Below are 14536 nucleotides of genomic sequence, written 5' to 3' on the forward strand. Positions count from 1 at the left end.
CGCGCGCCCTGCCGCCCCCTTCTGGACCGAAAGATGCACCCTTTCCCATCCCCCGCCGATTTGCAGTTCCTCGTCGGCAAAGCGCTCGAAAACATCTCCCTGCGCTTTTGGAGCTTTGGGTTCGGCTTCGGCGGCAATGTATCGATCACCGTCGAGGGCGATGTCCAGCACATCGGGGCGGACGGGACCTTGCGGCAGCACAATACCGACGAAGATCGTCTGTCGCCTCTGATGATCCACCACCTGATCGGCCAGACCGTGCGGCTGCTAGATGTCGAACCGTACTGCCTTACGTTGACGTTCGACCAAGGCGACAGACTCCGCATCCCGTCGGACGATGGTCCCTTCGAATGCGGACAGATCTATGATGAGGCCGGTCGGCTGAAGGTGTTCTAGCCGCCTGCGCGGGCAGAGCGCTGCGCCCTTGACCGCCATGGTTCCCGCCCCTTCCTACAGCGGGTACCGCATCGCCACGTTGCAGCGTTCGTAGCGCGCGCCGTAGTCGGCCATGATCTGCGCGTCGTGGACGAAGCCCAGCTTCTCGTAGAGATGCACCGCAGCCTCGCAGCGGCGGTTGGTCAGCAGATAGAGCAGCTCGGCGCCCATGGCGCGGGCGCGCTCGATCATCGCGGCGAGCAGGAATTCCCCCGCTTTCAGCCCCCGCGCGCTTTCGCGCACACCCATCTTGGTCAGCTCGAACCGTCCCGGCCCGGTCTGCTGCAGCGCGCAGGTGCCCACGACGCCAAGGCCGGGCGCGGCCACGAACAGGATGGTCCCGCCGCCATCGATGATCCGCGCGCGCGGGTTTTCCAGCACCTCGCGGTCCGTCTGTTCCAGCGCGAACATGGCGGTGATCCACTGCGCGTTGATATCGTGGAAGTCGGCCGCCAGCGTGTCATCGTATTCCAGCAGGGTCAGGCCCTGCGGCACCATCCGCGCCGCGCGCCCGGCAATGGAGTCCGCATCGAGCGCGCGCTCGATCGCGGCCAGCTCGGCCATGAAGTGCCGCGTGCCCTCTCCCAGGATGTCTTCCACCGCCATGCCGATGCGCGGCCACATGTCCGCAGCGGCGCGCCGGGCCGCATCGCGCCCCGCCGGCGTCAGCGCGATCAGCCGCGTGCGCTGGTCGCTGCCGCCCTGCTCCTCGGCCACGATGCCCAGCTGCTTCAACTGGCCGACGCTGCGCGTCACGCCGGGCTGGCTGATCCCCGCCGCTTCGGCCAGCTGGCCCACCGTCATCGGCCCGGTGCGCAGCGCCGCCAGCACGACCATGTGCGCCGGCTGCAGCGGCAGCCCCGCCTGCTCGATCACCTGCATCGCGCCCGCCTGCAGCCGTTCGGCCAGCCGCCGCAGCCGACTGCCCAGAAACGATGGCCCCATGTCCGCAAGAATGTCCGTCACGCCCACCTCCATATCGTGTTATATAACGTGATATGGAGGTGGGTATTCGTCAAGCGGGAAGTTGGCGCGCCTGCTTATGATCGGAACGGACGCGCAACGATCACAGCGGAGCCGGAATCGAGCGGGAACCGGCCAAATACATAAAAACCCTTCCGTCGCCCCGTGCTTGACACGGGGATTGGCTTCCCTTGCGACCTTGCGATCGCAAAGCGACACGAGGAACTCGACGTCGCCATCGCGCGCGAAAAATCGTCAGGCAACGGCGCCGAAGGGAAATTCGCGCTGATCGAGGCGGACAACTTCTATTGGCTCGACCTTCGGGAGCAATGGCATGCGGCAGCGGTGGCGCAAGGCGCGAGCGCGAAACAGCCAAGCCCCGTGTCAAGCACGGGGCGACGACGGATGTTGGTGGGGAGCGGACGCTTTCCTTTTCTTCGTCATGCCAGCGAAGGCTGGCATCGCTTTCGGCTGGGCGCTGGCTCAGGCAAGATGATCAAAGAGATCGTCCCAGCTCGGATTGGCTTGTTCGATCAGCCGGATTTTCCATTCGCGCTTCCACGCTTTCAGCGCCTTCTCGCGCGCAATGGCTTCCTCGATTGAAGCATGACGTTCGGCCAGCACTAGCCGGCTGATCCCGTACTTGCGACAGAAAGCCGATCCCGCGCCTTGCCGATGCTGCGCCATACGCGCAGCCAGATTACTGGTGACACCAATGTAGAGCACACCGCTCGGCTTGTTGGTCAGAATGTAGGTCCAGCCGCCCTGCTCCATGATCCGATCATCGCACCACGACGAGAGCGATGCCAGCCTTCGCTGGCATGACGGTTGGGAATCACACGTCCGCTACTGGGCGGAACCGGACATTGTAATTCGCCAGCACAGCCACGCTCGCGAACAAGTTGACACATACCTTGCATACGCAATGATTGAGCCACTGTCCTACACGCCAAACCGCGCGTAAAAGGCAGCGCGTCGCTCTTTCAAACCGTTGATATCAGGCGAACTTCCGCAGCTGCCCACCAGCGGCGCCCTCACTGCCGGTTTTGCCTTTGGAACACTGTCAACTTCGTCAACTTGGGGGGCGCGTGCCTCACCCCGCCTTGAGCAGTTCGACCGCGCGGGGGCCTTCTTCCAGCAGGGCGATCAGGCCGCGTTCGGCGCGGCTCAGCCAGCGGGTCGCGCGCGGCAGTCGCAGCCCTTCGCGCCAGGCTTCCTGTTCGTCAACCAGCGCCAGCACGGCGGGGTGGATGTAGGACTTGCGCGCGATGGCGGGCGTGTTGCCCAGCCGTTCGGACACGTCCATCAACAGCGCTTTCAACGGCACCTTCTCGCGCGCATCGGCGAGCAGTTCGAAGCCCAGCGCGCTCGCGTGCCAGGTGCGGAAATGCTTGGCGGTGAAGTCATCGCCCATTGTTTCGCGCAGGTACGCATTGACGTCGGCCGAGCCCACCGGGCAGGCCTCGCCGTGTTCGTCGAGGTACTGGAACAGGTGCTGGCCCGGCAGGTCCTGCATCTTCTTGACGAAGCGGACCAGGCCTCGGTCGGAAATGCGCATTTCGCGCAGCTTGCCCGACTTGGCCTTGAACCGCAGTCGCAGCACCTGCCCCTTCACGGCCACGTGGTCCATGCGCAGCGTCGTCGCGCCGAAGCTTTCGTTGGCCTTGGCATAGGCTTCGTTCCCAATGCGGATGCCGCCGGTATCGAGCAGGCGCACGACCGAGGCGATGCAGCGTTCGCGCGTCAGCTTGGGCGCGGCAAGGTCGTCCTCCACCCGCTTCCTCACCAGCGGCAGCAGGTGGCCGAAGCGGGCGCAGCCGTCGAACTTTTCCCCTTCGCGCGCGGCGCGGAATTCGGGGTGGTAACGGTACTGCTTGCGCCCCTTGGCATCGATCCCGGTGGCCAGGATGTGGCCGTTGGCGGCGGGGCAGAACCATGTCTCGCCATAGGCGGGCGGCAGACCGATGGCATTCAGCCGGTCGATCTCCTCGCGGTCGGTGATCCGCTGGCCGTGCGCGTCCCAGTACCCCCAGCCCCGGCCACAGCGGCGACGGCGGATGCCGGGCAGGGAATCGTCGACGTAGATCAATCGGGTCTTGCCGAAACGCAGCGCCTGGGGTTTGCTTTCCATCTTCGGCGAACGGGATAGCCCCCTTGCGGTTCCTGCCCCAGCCCCCCAACTTCCGCCCAGCTTCCCTTACGTTCACCTGCCAGCAAGGATGCCCGCATGTCCGAACAATACGTCCCCCCCAAGGTCTGGACCTGGGACCAGCCCAACGGCGGCGCCTTCGCCAGCCTGAACCGCCCGATCGCCGGGCCGATCCGCGAAGCCGAGCTGCCCGTGGGCGACCATCCCTTCCAGCTCTATTCGCTCGGCACGCCGAACGGGCAGAAGGTCACGATCCTGCTGGAAGAGCTGCTCGAAGCCGGCATCAGCGAAGCCGAATACGACGCCTGGATCATCAAGATCTTCGAAGGCGACCAGTTCACCACCGGCTTCGTCGACGTGAACCCCAATTCCAAGATCCCGGCGATGGTCGATCGCAGCGGGCCCGAACCGATCCGCCTGTTCGAATCCGGCGCGATGCTGCTGCACCTCGCCGAAAAGTTCGGCAGGTTCATCCCCACCGACGCCAAGGGCCGCGCCGAAACGCTGTCCTGGCTGTTCTGGCAGATGGGATCGGCCCCGTTCATCGGCGGCGGCTTCGGCCACTTCTACGCCTATGCCCCCTACAAGATGGAATACCCGATCAACCGCTATGCGATGGAAACCAAGCGGCTGTTTTCGGTGGCCGACCGCCGCCTTGGCGAAAGCCGGTTCCTGGCGGGCGAGGACTACACCATCGCCGACATCGCCACCTATGCCTGGTTCGGCGGGCTGATCCGCGGCGATGCCTATGGCGATGCGGCGACGTTCCTGTCGATGCACGAATACGAGAACGTGAACCGCTGGGTGAAGGAAATCGACACGCGGCCGGGCGCGCAGCGCGGCCGGCTGGTCAACAGCCCCAAGGGCCTGCTCGAACGCCATTCGGCCAAGGACTTCGACACGCTCTCGCCGGCCTGAAGCCGCTGTCGGGGCGGGCTCTGCCGGCCTGCCCCGACGGGTGCCACAAGCCCCCTTTTCACGAAGCGAAAGGCGGCTATAAGCGCGCCTCCTGCTGGGGCGTCGCCAAGTGGTAAGGCACCGGTTTTTGGTACCGGCATTCGCAGGTTCGAATCCTGCCGCCCCAGCCAGGCAGGCGCATTAGCGGCAAATTCCGCGCCCCGGCCGCTTTGTCCGGCAGGACGCCATCACGCGAATGTCAGGTAACCGGCCCGGGATAGGGGATCGTGGCGAGGCCTGCCGTGCCGCAATCGACTTCGAACAGTGCGCCGTCGAATTCGGTCGCGTCCAGACCGATCGAGGCCGACGTCACGAACATGCGATCGTGGTTTTCTCCGGCAAAGGCGATGTTGGTGATTCGCCGTGCCGGCAGTTCGATCGTCCGCACGCGGACGCCATCGGGCGAATAGCGGCTGATGCGCCCGCCATCCCAGTGCGCGATCCACACGAAGCCATCGGCATCGGTCGTCATGCCGTCGGGGAAGCCATCATCTTCATCGAAGACGGCGAACACGCCATCCTTCTGCGCCCGGCCGTCCTCCAGCGCAAAGCGGTAGATCGTCCGCCGTCCGCTGTCGGTGTGGTAAAGCCAGCGGTTGCACGGGGAAAACGTCGGGCCGTTCGGCACGATGTAGCCGATGTCTATGATCGACATGTCGCCCTGCGGGCCGATGCGATAGAGCGAGCCGCTGGCCTGCGTTTCGCCCATGTCCATCGTGCCGCACCAGATGGCGCCGGTGGCATCGGTCTTGCCATCGTTCATCCGGTTGCCCGGAAGGTGCGCCTCGATCGCCTTGCGCGGCCCGACGACGAGTTCGGGATCGACCGTGATCGGCGCGATGCCGGAGCGGAAGCCGCCGACAAGTCCGCCATCGACATGGACCACCACCCAGCCGAGCGGCTCGGGCATGTCCCAGCGTTCGACCTGCATCGTCGACAGCGCCAGGCGATTGAGGGCGGGCGCCAGGATGTCGACCCAGTAGAACGCGTTGTCACGGGCGCACCACAGGGCGCCTTCGCCCAGGACATCGCGAACGCCGGCGCGCTCGATCACCTTCCAGTTCGACATGGCGGCCAGCTCAGTGATTGTCGCGGGGAAGCCCGCGGGTCTGGGCGATGCGCTGGTACTTTTCCGCGCCTTCGAGAATGGCGCCTGTGTTCAGCTGCCCCACGATACTGCGCTGGATTTCCTGCCACGGCGTCTGCGATTCGGGATAGGGATAGCCACCCGCCGCTTCCAGCGCGGCGCGACGCTCGGCAAGGTCCGCATCGGAAATCAGCACGTCCACGCGGCCCTTGCGCAAATCGAGGCGAACGCGGTCGCCGGTCTGCAGCAGGGCCAGACCGCCCATCGCCGCCGCTTCGGGGCTGGCGTTGAGGATCGAGGGGCTGCCGCTGGTACCGGACTGGCGGCCATCGCCAATGCACGGCAGGGCGCCGACGCCTTCGGTGATGAGGTAGGCCGGCGGACGCATGTTGACCACTTCGGCGGCTCCGGGATAGCCGATCGGCCCTGCCCCGCGCATGAACATCAGCGTCTGCGCGGTGATGCCGAGCGCGGGATCGTCGATGCGGTGGTGGTAGTCCTCGGGACCGTCGAACACCACGGCCGGCCCTTCGAACGCTTCGGGATCGTCGGGGTTGGAAAGATAGCGCGCGCGGAATTCCTCGCTGATGACGCTGGTCTTCATGATCGCGGCATCGAACAGGTTGCCGGTGAGCACGAGGAAACCCGCCTCTTCGCGCAAGGGCTGTGCGAACGGGCGAATGACCCGCTCGTCCTCGATGACGGCATCCCGGCAATTGTCGCCGATGGTGCGGCCGTTGACCGTCATCGCCGCTTCGGCGATCAGGCCCTGCCCCATCAGTTGCGCCACCACGGCGGGCACACCGCCGGCGCGATAGTAATCTTCGCCCAGGTATTCGCCCGCCGGCTGCAGATTGACGAGCAGCGGAACCTTGTGACCCTTTTCCTGCCAATCGGTGAGCGGCAGCTCGACCCCCACGTGCCGTGCAATCGCGGCAAGGTGGATCGGCGCATTGGTCGATCCGCCGATCGCGGAATTGACGACGATGGCGTTGTGGAACGCTTCAAGCGTGAGGATGTCCGAGGGCTTGAGATCTTCGCGCACCATGTCGACGATGCGCTTGCCGGTGTGATAGGCGCATTCCTGCCGGTCGCGGTACGGCGCGGGTATGGCCGCCGAGCCCGGCAGCATCATGCCCAGCGCTTCGGCCAGGCTGTTCATCGTGGTGGCCGTGCCCATCGTGTTGCAATAACCGGTCGACGGGGCGGAGCTTGCGACCAGCTTGATGAAGCCGTCGGCGTCGAGCTCGCCCCGGGCCATCATCTCGCGCCCCTTCCACACGATCGTGCCGGAACCCGTGCGTTCGCCCTTGTGCCAGCCATTGAGCATCGGGCCGACCGAGAGCGCGATCGCCGGAATGTTGACGGTGGCCGCCGCCATCAGCAGCGCGGGCGTGGTCTTGTCGCAACCGGTGGTCAGCACCACGCCATCGATCGGGTAGCCATAGAGCGCTTCGACCAGCCCGAGGTAGGCAAGGTTGCGGTCCAGCCCGGCGGTCGGCCGCTTGCCGGTTTCCTGGATCGGGTGAACCGGAAATTCCAGCGCGATGCCGCCCGCTTCGCGAATGCCTTCGCGGATGCGTTCGGCCAGCACGATGTGGTGGCGATTGCAGGGCGAAAGGTCGCTGCCGGTCTGGGCGATCCCGATGATCGGCTTGCCCGAGCGCAGCTCCTCGAGGCTGATCCCGAAGTTGAGATACCGTTCGAGGTACAGCGAGGTCATGTCGATGTTGGCGGGATTGTCGAACCACGCGCGGCTGCGCAGCTTCATCGAAGGGGTGTCGGTCATTGCAGCTTTCGCTTGGGTAGGAACTTCGTTCAGCGGGCGACGCTGAGGCGATAGATCATGGTGTGGCGGTAGGGCTTGCCGGGATCGACGCGGGCGGACACGAACGCGGGCTGGTTCGGCGCATCGGGGAACTTCTGCGGTTCAAGCGCGATCCCGTCCCCCATGCGGTAGAGATGGCCCTGCTTGCCGACGAGCGTGCCGTCGAGGAAATTGCCGGAGTAGAACTGGACACCCGGTTCGGTGCTGAGCACTTCCAGCACGCGGCCCGACGCCGGATCTTCAAGACGCGCCGCGAGCTGCGGGGTTGCCGTCACGCCCTTGTCGAGCGCGAAGTTGTGGTCATAGCCGCGACCGACCACGATCTGCCGGTCGCGCCCGTCGCGAAGACCCTGCGCCACGGTTCGCGGCGCGCGGAAATCGAACACCGTGCCATCGACCTTTCGCAGTTCCCCGGTGGGGATCAGCTTTTCATCGACCGGCGTGAAGGCGGAAGCCGGGATCGTCAGAAGCTGCCCCATCGCTCCTGCCGCCGAACCTTCGCCGGCCATGTCGAAGATGGCGTGATTGGTCATGTTGACGATCGTCGGCTTGTCGGTCTTCGCTTCGAAAGCGATGGTCAGGTTGCCCGCTTCGTCGAGCGAGTAGGTCACCGTGGCTGCGAGGGTGCCGGGATATCCGGAATCGCCATCGGGGCTGAGCAGCGAGAGCACCACGCTGGCGACCGGCCCCGACTTGATCGAGACAACCTTCCACGCCTGCTTGTCGAAACCCTTGCCGCCGCCGTGCAGCGAGTTGGTCTTGTCGTTGAGCGGCAGGCGATACGTCTTGCCGTCGAGCGTGAAGGCGCCGCCCGCAATGCGGTTGGCGTAACGGCCAACAGTCACGCCGAAATAGTTGGGGTGATCGACATAGCCGGCAAGATCGTCATAGCCGAGGAGCACGTCCGCGAGCGTTCCATCGCGACCGGGCGCCTTGAGCGATTGCAGGGTGGCGCCGTAGGACAGGATGCGCGCCGAAATCCCGTTTGCGGCCTTCAGCGTGATGGCCTGGATCGGGGCGCCGTCGGCAAGGGTTCCGGCCGCTTCCTGCGTCGCTTCGGCGGCGACCGCGCCGGTACCACCCAGGATGCTGGCGCAGAGCGCTGCCGCCACCACCGCCGAATTCTTGCCGCGACCCCTCATTCCCGTATCCTTTCACGCAGGCAGCCCCATTGACGCCGCCGTTTAGTGCATATAGTCCGACAAATAGAACGAGCGCAAGCCGGTAAGAGACGGAACGCAAGACTTGCCGTCGGTGCCGTTGCACAGCGAGAGGACATTACAGTTATGCCGCCAGTGGTATCGCCGGGTGCAAGCGCCACCCCCCACGAGAGTTCCGTGCGCTACGGGCCCGCACTGACGCTTCTGGCCAGCCTGTTCTTCATGTGGGGCTTCATCACGGTCATCAACAACACGCTGCTGCCGCATCTGCGCGCCGTGTTCGACCTGAACTACACGCAGACCACGCTGATCGAGAGCGTCTGGTTCATTGCCTATTTCGTGGCATCGATCCCTTCGGCCAAGCTCATCGAGAAGATCGGCTACCAGAAGTCGCTGGTGACCGGCCTGCTGATCATGGCCGCCGGGGCGCTGGGGATGATGCTGGCCGCGTCCATGCCGTCGTACGGCGTGACGCTGACGATGCTGTTCGTGATCGCCAGCGGCATCACCTTGCTGCAAGTGGCCGCCAATCCCTATGTCGCCGTGGTGGGCAAGCCCGAGACGGCTTCGTCGCGGCTGAACCTGGTACAGGCCATGAATTCGGCAGGAACGATGCTGGCGCCGATGTTCGGCGCCTACCTGATCCTGGGCCGTTCCAAGAGCGGCACCGCGACTGCTGGCACGGTGCTGACGCAGGCGGAACGTATAGCCGATGCGCAATCGGTGATCCTGCCCTATGCGCTGGTGGCGACGGTCCTGATCGTGCTGGCCGTGATCATCGCGCGTTTCCCGCTACCGGCGATGGGGTCTGCGACACAGCGCCTGGCCAAGGAAGAGCGCAAGAAGCACTCGCTGTGGCAGCACCGCAACCTGGTGTTCGGCGTGCCCGCCATCTTCATCTACCTGATCGCCGAGATCGGCGTCGCCAATCTGTTCGTCAATTTCGTCAGCCAGCCGCAAATCGCCAACCTGACCCACGAGCAGGCGGGCAAGTACCTTTCGTTCCTGTGGGGCGGGATGATGATCGGCCGCTTCGCAGGCTCCGCGATCATGCAGAAGATCGACGCAAGCATCGTGCTCGCGGCCTTTTCGATCGGTGCCTTCGTGGTCATGCTGGTCACGGTGTTCAGCACCGGACCTGTCGCGATGTGGTCGCTGATCCTGGTCGGGCTGTTCCATTCGATCATGTTCCCGACCATCTTCACGCTTGGCATCAAGGGCCTTGGCCCCCTGACCGAAGAAGGCTCGGGGCTGCTGATCATGGCGATCGCCGGTGGCGCGCTGGTGGTGGTTCAGGGATACCTGGCGGACAGCTACGGACTGCAGACCTCGTTCCTGCTGACGGCGGCTTGCGAGCTTTACGTGCTGTTCTACGCGCTGTGGGGATCACGGCCGACGCACGCGCTGCCCGACGCGGCGATCGAGAGCTGACGCGCAGCCCTGCAAGGATTGTCGGCAGCAAGGGGCGGAGCCGGAAGGTTCCGCCCCTTTGCGTTACCTGCCAGCCGGGCGGGCTCAGCCAGTCGGGATCAGCCGGTCGGAATCAGCCGCTCGGAATCAGCCTGGGCCCCGCTCCATCGAGCTGCGCGTATCTTCTAGCGCCAGATCGACCAGCACACCCATCGCTTCTGCCGCGGCGTCGGCATCGCCTGCGGCGATGGCGTCCAGCACCCGGGCATGGTCCGGGATCGGATTGCGCGGCAGTTCGCGGGTCCGCTGCTTGAACTGGGTGGTCCAGTGAACGGCCGCGCCGATGCTGGCGGACAGCACGACCATGGCGTGATTGCCGGTTGCGCGAAGGATGGCGTCGTGGAAATCGCGGTCCGCAGCGCGACCGGCCTCGGTGGTCAAGGTGTGCCGACGCATCGCGGCCAGCGCTTCACGCATCAGCCGTACATCTTCCTTGGATCGGCGCAATGCGGCAAGCCTTGCCGCCGCAGGTTCGATGATCGAGCGCAGTTCGAACAGGTCGCGCACGAACGCCACGTCCGGTTCGCCGGCAAAGGCCCATGCCAGCACTTCGGGATCCAGGAGGTTCCAGCGTTCGCGCGGGAGCACCTTGGTACCCGCCTTGGGCCGGCTGGCGACCAGCCCCTTGGCGGTCAGCACCTGGATGGCTTCACGATAGGCGCTGCGCGAAACCTTCAGTTCTTCGGCAAAGGCTACTTCGCCTGGCAGGACATCGCCGGGCGCGTATTGGCCGGACAAGATCGCGGTACCCAGCTTGTGCGCCAGCGCGCCATGCAGCCGCCTGCCCGGTCCGCGCGTGGCGCCGCCCTTGGCGCCCTCTGCCGGGTTGCGCTGGTCGGAAAGCTTATCGGGTACGGCGTCCGTCACGTGCTGGGGTTCCTCCTGCTGACTTGGCTTAACAGCCTGTACCGCACGGCGAAACGATTAATGCAGCCAGGCCTGCGCAAGATATTGCGTTTCGCCAAGCGCCATAATATGTCGGAGTAAATCAGGAGACTCCAATGACCGACTTCCGCTCCGTGGCCGCCGCAACCGGTCAGCCACAAGGACCGTCCTTTGCCGTTCATGGCCCCGCCGATGTCGCCAATGCCTGCGCCGCCGCGGCCGAGGCGTTCGACACCTATCGCGCGACCGATGCGGAAGTTCGCGCTGCATTCCTCGAGCGCATTGCCGAGGAAATCCTTGCCATCGGGGACGACCTGATCGAAGCGGCGATGCAGGAATCGGGCCTGCCCCGGCCCCGCCTGGAAGGCGAGCGCGGCCGCACCGTCGGCCAGCTGCGGCTGTTCGCCGATGTGGTGCGCAAAGGCGCCTGGCAGCAACTGCGCATCGATCCCGCCCTGCCCGACCGCCAGCCGCTGCCGCGCCCGGACATTCGCCTGCGGATGATCCCGCTCGGCCCGGTGGCGGTGTTCGGCGCATCGAACTTTCCGCTGGCGTTCTCGACCGCCGGTGGTGACACCGCCTCCGCCCTCGCGGCCGGCTGCCCGGTTGTCGTCAAAGGCCATCCCGCGCATCCGCAGACGGGCGCGCTGGTCGCCGCCGCGATCGAGCGGGCGGTCGCTGCCTGCGGGCTGCCATCGGGCGTGTTCGGCCACCTTGTCGGCCCGTCGAACGAACTGGGTGCCGCGCTGGTGCAGGACCCGCGCATTGCGGCGGTGGGCTTTACCGGTTCGCGTGCAGGCGGGCTTGCGCTTGCCAAGCTGGCACAAGCCCGTGACGTGCCGATCCCGGTCTATGCCGAAATGTCGAGCATCAATCCCGTGCTGCTTCTTCCCGAAGCGCTGAAGGCGCGCGGCGAAGCGCTGGGCACCGCCTTCGTCGCGTCGCTGACCATGGGCGCTGGCCAGTTCTGCACAAATCCCGGACTGATCCTTGCGATCGAAGGCGAAGGGCTGGATGCGTTCGTGGCGGCTGCGACGTCGTCGGTGGCTGCGGCTGCGGCACAGACCATGCTGACCAGCGGGATTTGCCAGGCCTATGCCAGTGGCGTATCGGCGCTGGAAGGAAACGCCGCAGTCGAAACGCTGGCCAAGGGTGCGCCCGGCGAAGGGACGCAAGGCGGCGCGGCCCTGTTCCGCACAACCGCCAGCGCATTCCTGGCCGACAAGGCAATGGGCCACGAAGTGTTCGGTGCAGCGTCGCTCGTCGTCGTTTGCAAGGATGAGGCCGAACTGCTGGCGCTGCTCAAGGGACTGGAAGGACAGCTCACCGCCACGCTGCACATGGATGTCGCCGACGAACCGCTGGCCGCGCGTCTGCTGCCGGTGCTGGAGATCAAGGCCGGGCGCATCCTTGCCAACGGCTGGCCGACCGGCGTCGAAGTCTGCCATGCGATGGTGCACGGCGGCCCCTTCCCCGCCACGTCGGATTCGCGCACCACGTCGGTCGGCAGCCTGGCCATCGACCGCTTTCTGCGCCCGGTCAGCTACCAGAACCTCTCCGCCAATCTGCTGCCCCCGGAACTGCGCGACGATGCGCATGGCGCGCCCCGTCTGGTCGATGGCGTCCTGAAGATCTGAAGGAATAAACGATGTCTCTTCGCCTGCTTCAGCATCGTGCCCCCGATGGCACGCGATCGGTCGTCTTTGCAGATGGCGCCAGTGCTCACGTTCTGGACGGTGTCGCCAGCGTGCGCGATCTGGCGCAGCGCGCGATCGCCGGCGGCATAACCCTTGCCGCTGCCGCGCGCGCCTGCGCCCGAGGCAGCGACATCGACCTGGCGCAGGAACTGGCCGAAGGGCGCTTCCTGCCACCGATCGACCATGAAGATCCGGCGCATCTGATCATGACCGGTACGGGGCTGACCCACCTCGGATCGGCCGAAGGGCGTGACAAGATGCACCGGGATGCGGCAACCGCTGCGCACCAGACGGATTCGATGCGCATGTTCCTCGAAGGGCTGGAGGGCGGCAAGCCGGCACCGGGCGCGGTCGGGCAGCAGCCCGAATGGTTCTACAAGGGCGATGGTTCGCAGCTCGTCGGCCCGGGCGAGGCGCTCACGATGCCCGCGTTCGCAAAGGACGGAGGCGAGGAGCCCGAGCTTGCCGGAATATACCTGATCGGCACGGACGGCACGCCGTTCCGCCTGGGCTTCGCGCTCGCCAACGAGTTCTCCGACCACGTGACCGAACGGCACAACTATCTGTGGCTGGCGCACTCCAAGCTGCGCCAGGCATCGCTCGGTCCGGAGCTGCTGATCGACGAGGCGCCGAGCGACGTTCGCGGCACCAGCCGGATCGTGCGCAACGGCGAGGTGCTGTGGGAAAGGCCGTTCCTTTCGGGCGAGGACAATATGAGCCACGCCCTTGCGAACCTTGAACACCACCACTTCAAATATGGCCTGTTCCGTCGTCCCGGCGATATCCACGTCCACTTCTTCGGCACGGCCACGCTATCGTTCGCCGACGGCGTGAGCACCCAAGTCGGCGATACGTTCGAGATCGAGGCTGCGCCGTTTACCCTGCCGTTGCGCAATTCGCTGGCGCGGGCGGCCGGCGACGACGCGCCGGTTGCCGTCAAGGTCCTGTAACCATCATGGACCCGATCCGCATCGCCGTTGTCGGCGTGGGCAAGATCGCCCGCGACCAGCACCTTCCCGCCATTGCCGGCAACCGTGCCTTCAGCCTGGCCGCGACGGTCAGCCCGCACGATCCGGGCGTACCCGAGGTTCCGCATCTCGAAAGCCTGGAACAGCTGCTCGAAGATGGCCCGGCGGTCGATGCGGTGGCGCTCTGCACCCCGCCGCAGGTTCGCTACGGCCTTGCCGCGATGGCGCTGAAGCGCGGCATCCACGTGTTCCTGGAAAAGCCGCCGGGCGCGACACTGGCCGAGGTCGCCGCGCTGGAAAGCCGGGCGGACAAGGTGGGCGCGACGCTGTTCGCAGCCTGGCATTCGCGCTTTGCCGCCGGCGTGGCACCAGCACGGGCTTGGCTCGCCGAGCGACGGATCGAGCGTGTGGAGATCACGTGGCGCGAAGACGTGCGGGTCTGGCATCCGGGTCAGGCGTGGATCTGGGAGCCGGGTGGCCTCGGCGTGTTCGATCCCGGCATCAATGCGCTGTCGATCGTGACCCACATCCTGCCGCGGCCTTTCTTCCTCAAGACCGCGACGCTGGAAATCCCGGCGAACCGCGCGGCACCGATCGCGGCAGACATGCACTTCTGCGACACCGGTGGCGCGGCGATCCACATGGACCTCGACTGGCGCCAGACCGGCCCACAAAGCTGGGACATCGTCGTGGAGACCGACGCCGGCACGCTGAAGCTGTCGAACGGCGGAGCGGTCCTGTCGCTTCCCAGCGGCACCGAACACGCCGAGGACCACGAATACCCCGGCCTCTATGCCCGTTTCGCCACACTGATCCGCAGCGGCCGCAGCGACGTCGACGTCGATCCGTTGCGGCTGGTGGCCGACGCCTTCCTCCGAGGAAAGCGCGCCACCACCGAAGCATTCATCGATTGACCGACTGCCTTGGGAGAGGCCCG

Annotated in this window: 13 protein-coding genes and 1 tRNA gene; 7 read left to right on the forward strand and 7 right to left on the reverse strand. The window is 65.8% G+C overall.

The features are described from left to right. The first annotated feature begins 33 nt into the window (after positions 1-33). A complete protein-coding gene (locus tag AACH40_RS10640; RefSeq protein WP_338642387.1) occupies positions 34-396 on the forward strand; it encodes a hypothetical protein in 363 nt (120 codons plus the stop codon). Positions 397-450: 54 nt separating this feature from the next. Here the strand turns inward: AACH40_RS10640 and AACH40_RS10645 are convergent, their stop codons facing one another. From AACH40_RS10645 to AACH40_RS10655, 3 genes are all read right to left on the reverse strand, one after another. After that, positions 451-1401, reverse strand: a complete 951-nt coding sequence (locus AACH40_RS10645; protein WP_338642388.1) for a bifunctional helix-turn-helix transcriptional regulator/GNAT family N-acetyltransferase — start codon at positions 1399-1401, stop codon at positions 451-453. Between the two features lie 480 nt (positions 1402-1881). After that, the gene (locus AACH40_RS10650) at positions 1882-2172 is read right to left on the reverse strand and encodes a GIY-YIG nuclease family protein (RefSeq protein WP_338642389.1); all 291 of its coding nucleotides are present in this window, start codon (positions 2170-2172) and stop codon (positions 1882-1884) included. A 319-nt stretch (positions 2173-2491) separates the two neighbouring features. Then, complete coding sequence (locus tag AACH40_RS10655) at positions 2492-3529, reverse strand: DNA topoisomerase IB (RefSeq protein WP_338642390.1); 1038 nt, start codon at positions 3527-3529, stop codon at positions 2492-2494. A 96-nt stretch (positions 3530-3625) separates the two neighbouring features. On the opposite strand from AACH40_RS10655, the gene yghU reads away from it, so the two are divergent. Together yghU and AACH40_RS10665 are read left to right on the forward strand one after the other, a co-directional pair. Then, positions 3626-4465 (forward strand): glutathione-dependent disulfide-bond oxidoreductase, encoded by an 840-nt coding sequence (gene yghU / locus AACH40_RS10660; protein ID WP_338642391.1) that lies wholly within the window; start codon positions 3626-3628, stop codon positions 4463-4465. Between the two features lie 95 nt (positions 4466-4560). Continuing rightward, positions 4561-4635, forward strand: a tRNA-Gln gene (locus AACH40_RS10665). A 68-nt stretch (positions 4636-4703) separates the two neighbouring features. Here the strand turns inward: AACH40_RS10665 and AACH40_RS10670 are convergent. From AACH40_RS10670 to AACH40_RS10680, 3 genes are read right to left on the reverse strand one after another with little or no spacing between them, the layout of a single operon-like run. Further along, the gene (locus tag AACH40_RS10670) at positions 4704-5573 is read right to left on the reverse strand and encodes an SMP-30/gluconolactonase/LRE family protein (RefSeq protein ID WP_338642392.1); all 870 of its coding nucleotides are present in this window, start codon (positions 5571-5573) and stop codon (positions 4704-4706) included. 10 nt (positions 5574-5583) lie between these two features. Further along, positions 5584-7380 (reverse strand): IlvD/Edd family dehydratase, encoded by a 1797-nt coding sequence (locus AACH40_RS10675; protein ID WP_338642393.1) that lies wholly within the window; start codon positions 7378-7380, stop codon positions 5584-5586. A gap of 29 nt (positions 7381-7409) precedes the next feature. Beyond that, the gene (locus AACH40_RS10680) at positions 7410-8561 is read right to left on the reverse strand and encodes an aldose epimerase family protein (protein ID WP_338642394.1); all 1152 of its coding nucleotides are present in this window, start codon (positions 8559-8561) and stop codon (positions 7410-7412) included. Between the two features lie 144 nt (positions 8562-8705). On the opposite strand from AACH40_RS10680, the gene AACH40_RS10685 reads away from it, so the two are divergent. Next, positions 8706-10010, forward strand: coding sequence for a sugar MFS transporter (locus AACH40_RS10685; protein WP_338642395.1), 1305 nt, complete (start codon positions 8706-8708; stop codon positions 10008-10010). A 126-nt stretch (positions 10011-10136) separates the two neighbouring features. Here AACH40_RS10685 and AACH40_RS10690 read toward each other — a convergent pair whose 3' ends face one another. Continuing rightward, positions 10137-10826 carry a FadR/GntR family transcriptional regulator gene (locus tag AACH40_RS10690; RefSeq protein WP_169493286.1) on the reverse strand — a complete coding sequence of 230 codons (690 nt, stop codon included), beginning with the start codon at positions 10824-10826 and terminating at the stop codon, positions 10137-10139. Between the two features lie 224 nt (positions 10827-11050). Here AACH40_RS10690 and AACH40_RS10695 point away from each other — a divergent pair, with 224 nt between their 5' ends. From AACH40_RS10695 to AACH40_RS10705, 3 genes are read left to right on the forward strand one after another with little or no spacing between them, the layout of a single operon-like run. Further along, complete coding sequence (locus tag AACH40_RS10695) at positions 11051-12571, forward strand: aldehyde dehydrogenase (NADP(+)) (protein ID WP_338642396.1); 1521 nt, start codon at positions 11051-11053, stop codon at positions 12569-12571. Between the two features lie 11 nt (positions 12572-12582). Further along, positions 12583-13581 (forward strand): AraD1 family protein, encoded by a 999-nt coding sequence (gene araD1 / locus AACH40_RS10700; RefSeq protein WP_338642397.1) that lies wholly within the window; start codon positions 12583-12585, stop codon positions 13579-13581. A 5-nt stretch (positions 13582-13586) separates the two neighbouring features. Beyond that, positions 13587-14513: a Gfo/Idh/MocA family oxidoreductase gene (locus AACH40_RS10705; RefSeq protein ID WP_338642398.1), complete on the forward strand. Its 927-nt coding sequence runs from the start codon at positions 13587-13589 to the stop codon at positions 14511-14513. Positions 14514-14536: the final 23 nt, after the last annotated feature.

The organism is Novosphingobium olei, from assembly GCF_037076535.1.
Taxonomy (GTDB): Bacteria; Pseudomonadota; Alphaproteobacteria; order Sphingomonadales; family Sphingomonadaceae; genus Novosphingobium; species Novosphingobium olei.

Excerpts from the sequence above, each read along its gene's own strand:
- AACH40_RS10640 (WP_338642387.1), top strand. The coding sequence starts at position 34 with ATGCACCCTTTCCCATCCCCCGCCGATTTGCAGTTCCTCGTCGGCAAA.
- AACH40_RS10650 (WP_338642389.1), bottom strand. The coding sequence starts at position 2,172 with ATGGAGCAGGGCGGCTGGACCTACATTCTGACCAACAAGCCGAGCGGT.
- AACH40_RS10655 (WP_338642390.1), bottom strand. The coding sequence starts at position 3,529 with ATGGAAAGCAAACCCCAGGCGCTGCGTTTCGGCAAGACCCGATTGATC.
- yghU (WP_338642391.1), top strand. The coding sequence starts at position 3,626 with ATGTCCGAACAATACGTCCCCCCCAAGGTCTGGACCTGGGACCAGCCC.
- AACH40_RS10670 (WP_338642392.1), bottom strand. The coding sequence starts at position 5,573 with ATGTCGAACTGGAAGGTGATCGAGCGCGCCGGCGTTCGCGATGTCCTG.
- AACH40_RS10675 (WP_338642393.1), bottom strand. The coding sequence starts at position 7,380 with ATGACCGACACCCCTTCGATGAAGCTGCGCAGCCGCGCGTGGTTCGAC.
- AACH40_RS10680 (WP_338642394.1), bottom strand. The coding sequence starts at position 8,561 with ATGAGGGGTCGCGGCAAGAATTCGGCGGTGGTGGCGGCAGCGCTCTGC.
- AACH40_RS10685 (WP_338642395.1), top strand. The coding sequence starts at position 8,706 with ATGCCGCCAGTGGTATCGCCGGGTGCAAGCGCCACCCCCCACGAGAGT.
- AACH40_RS10695 (WP_338642396.1), top strand. The coding sequence starts at position 11,051 with ATGACCGACTTCCGCTCCGTGGCCGCCGCAACCGGTCAGCCACAAGGA.
- araD1 (WP_338642397.1), top strand. The coding sequence starts at position 12,583 with ATGTCTCTTCGCCTGCTTCAGCATCGTGCCCCCGATGGCACGCGATCG.
- AACH40_RS10705 (WP_338642398.1), top strand. The coding sequence starts at position 13,587 with ATGGACCCGATCCGCATCGCCGTTGTCGGCGTGGGCAAGATCGCCCGC.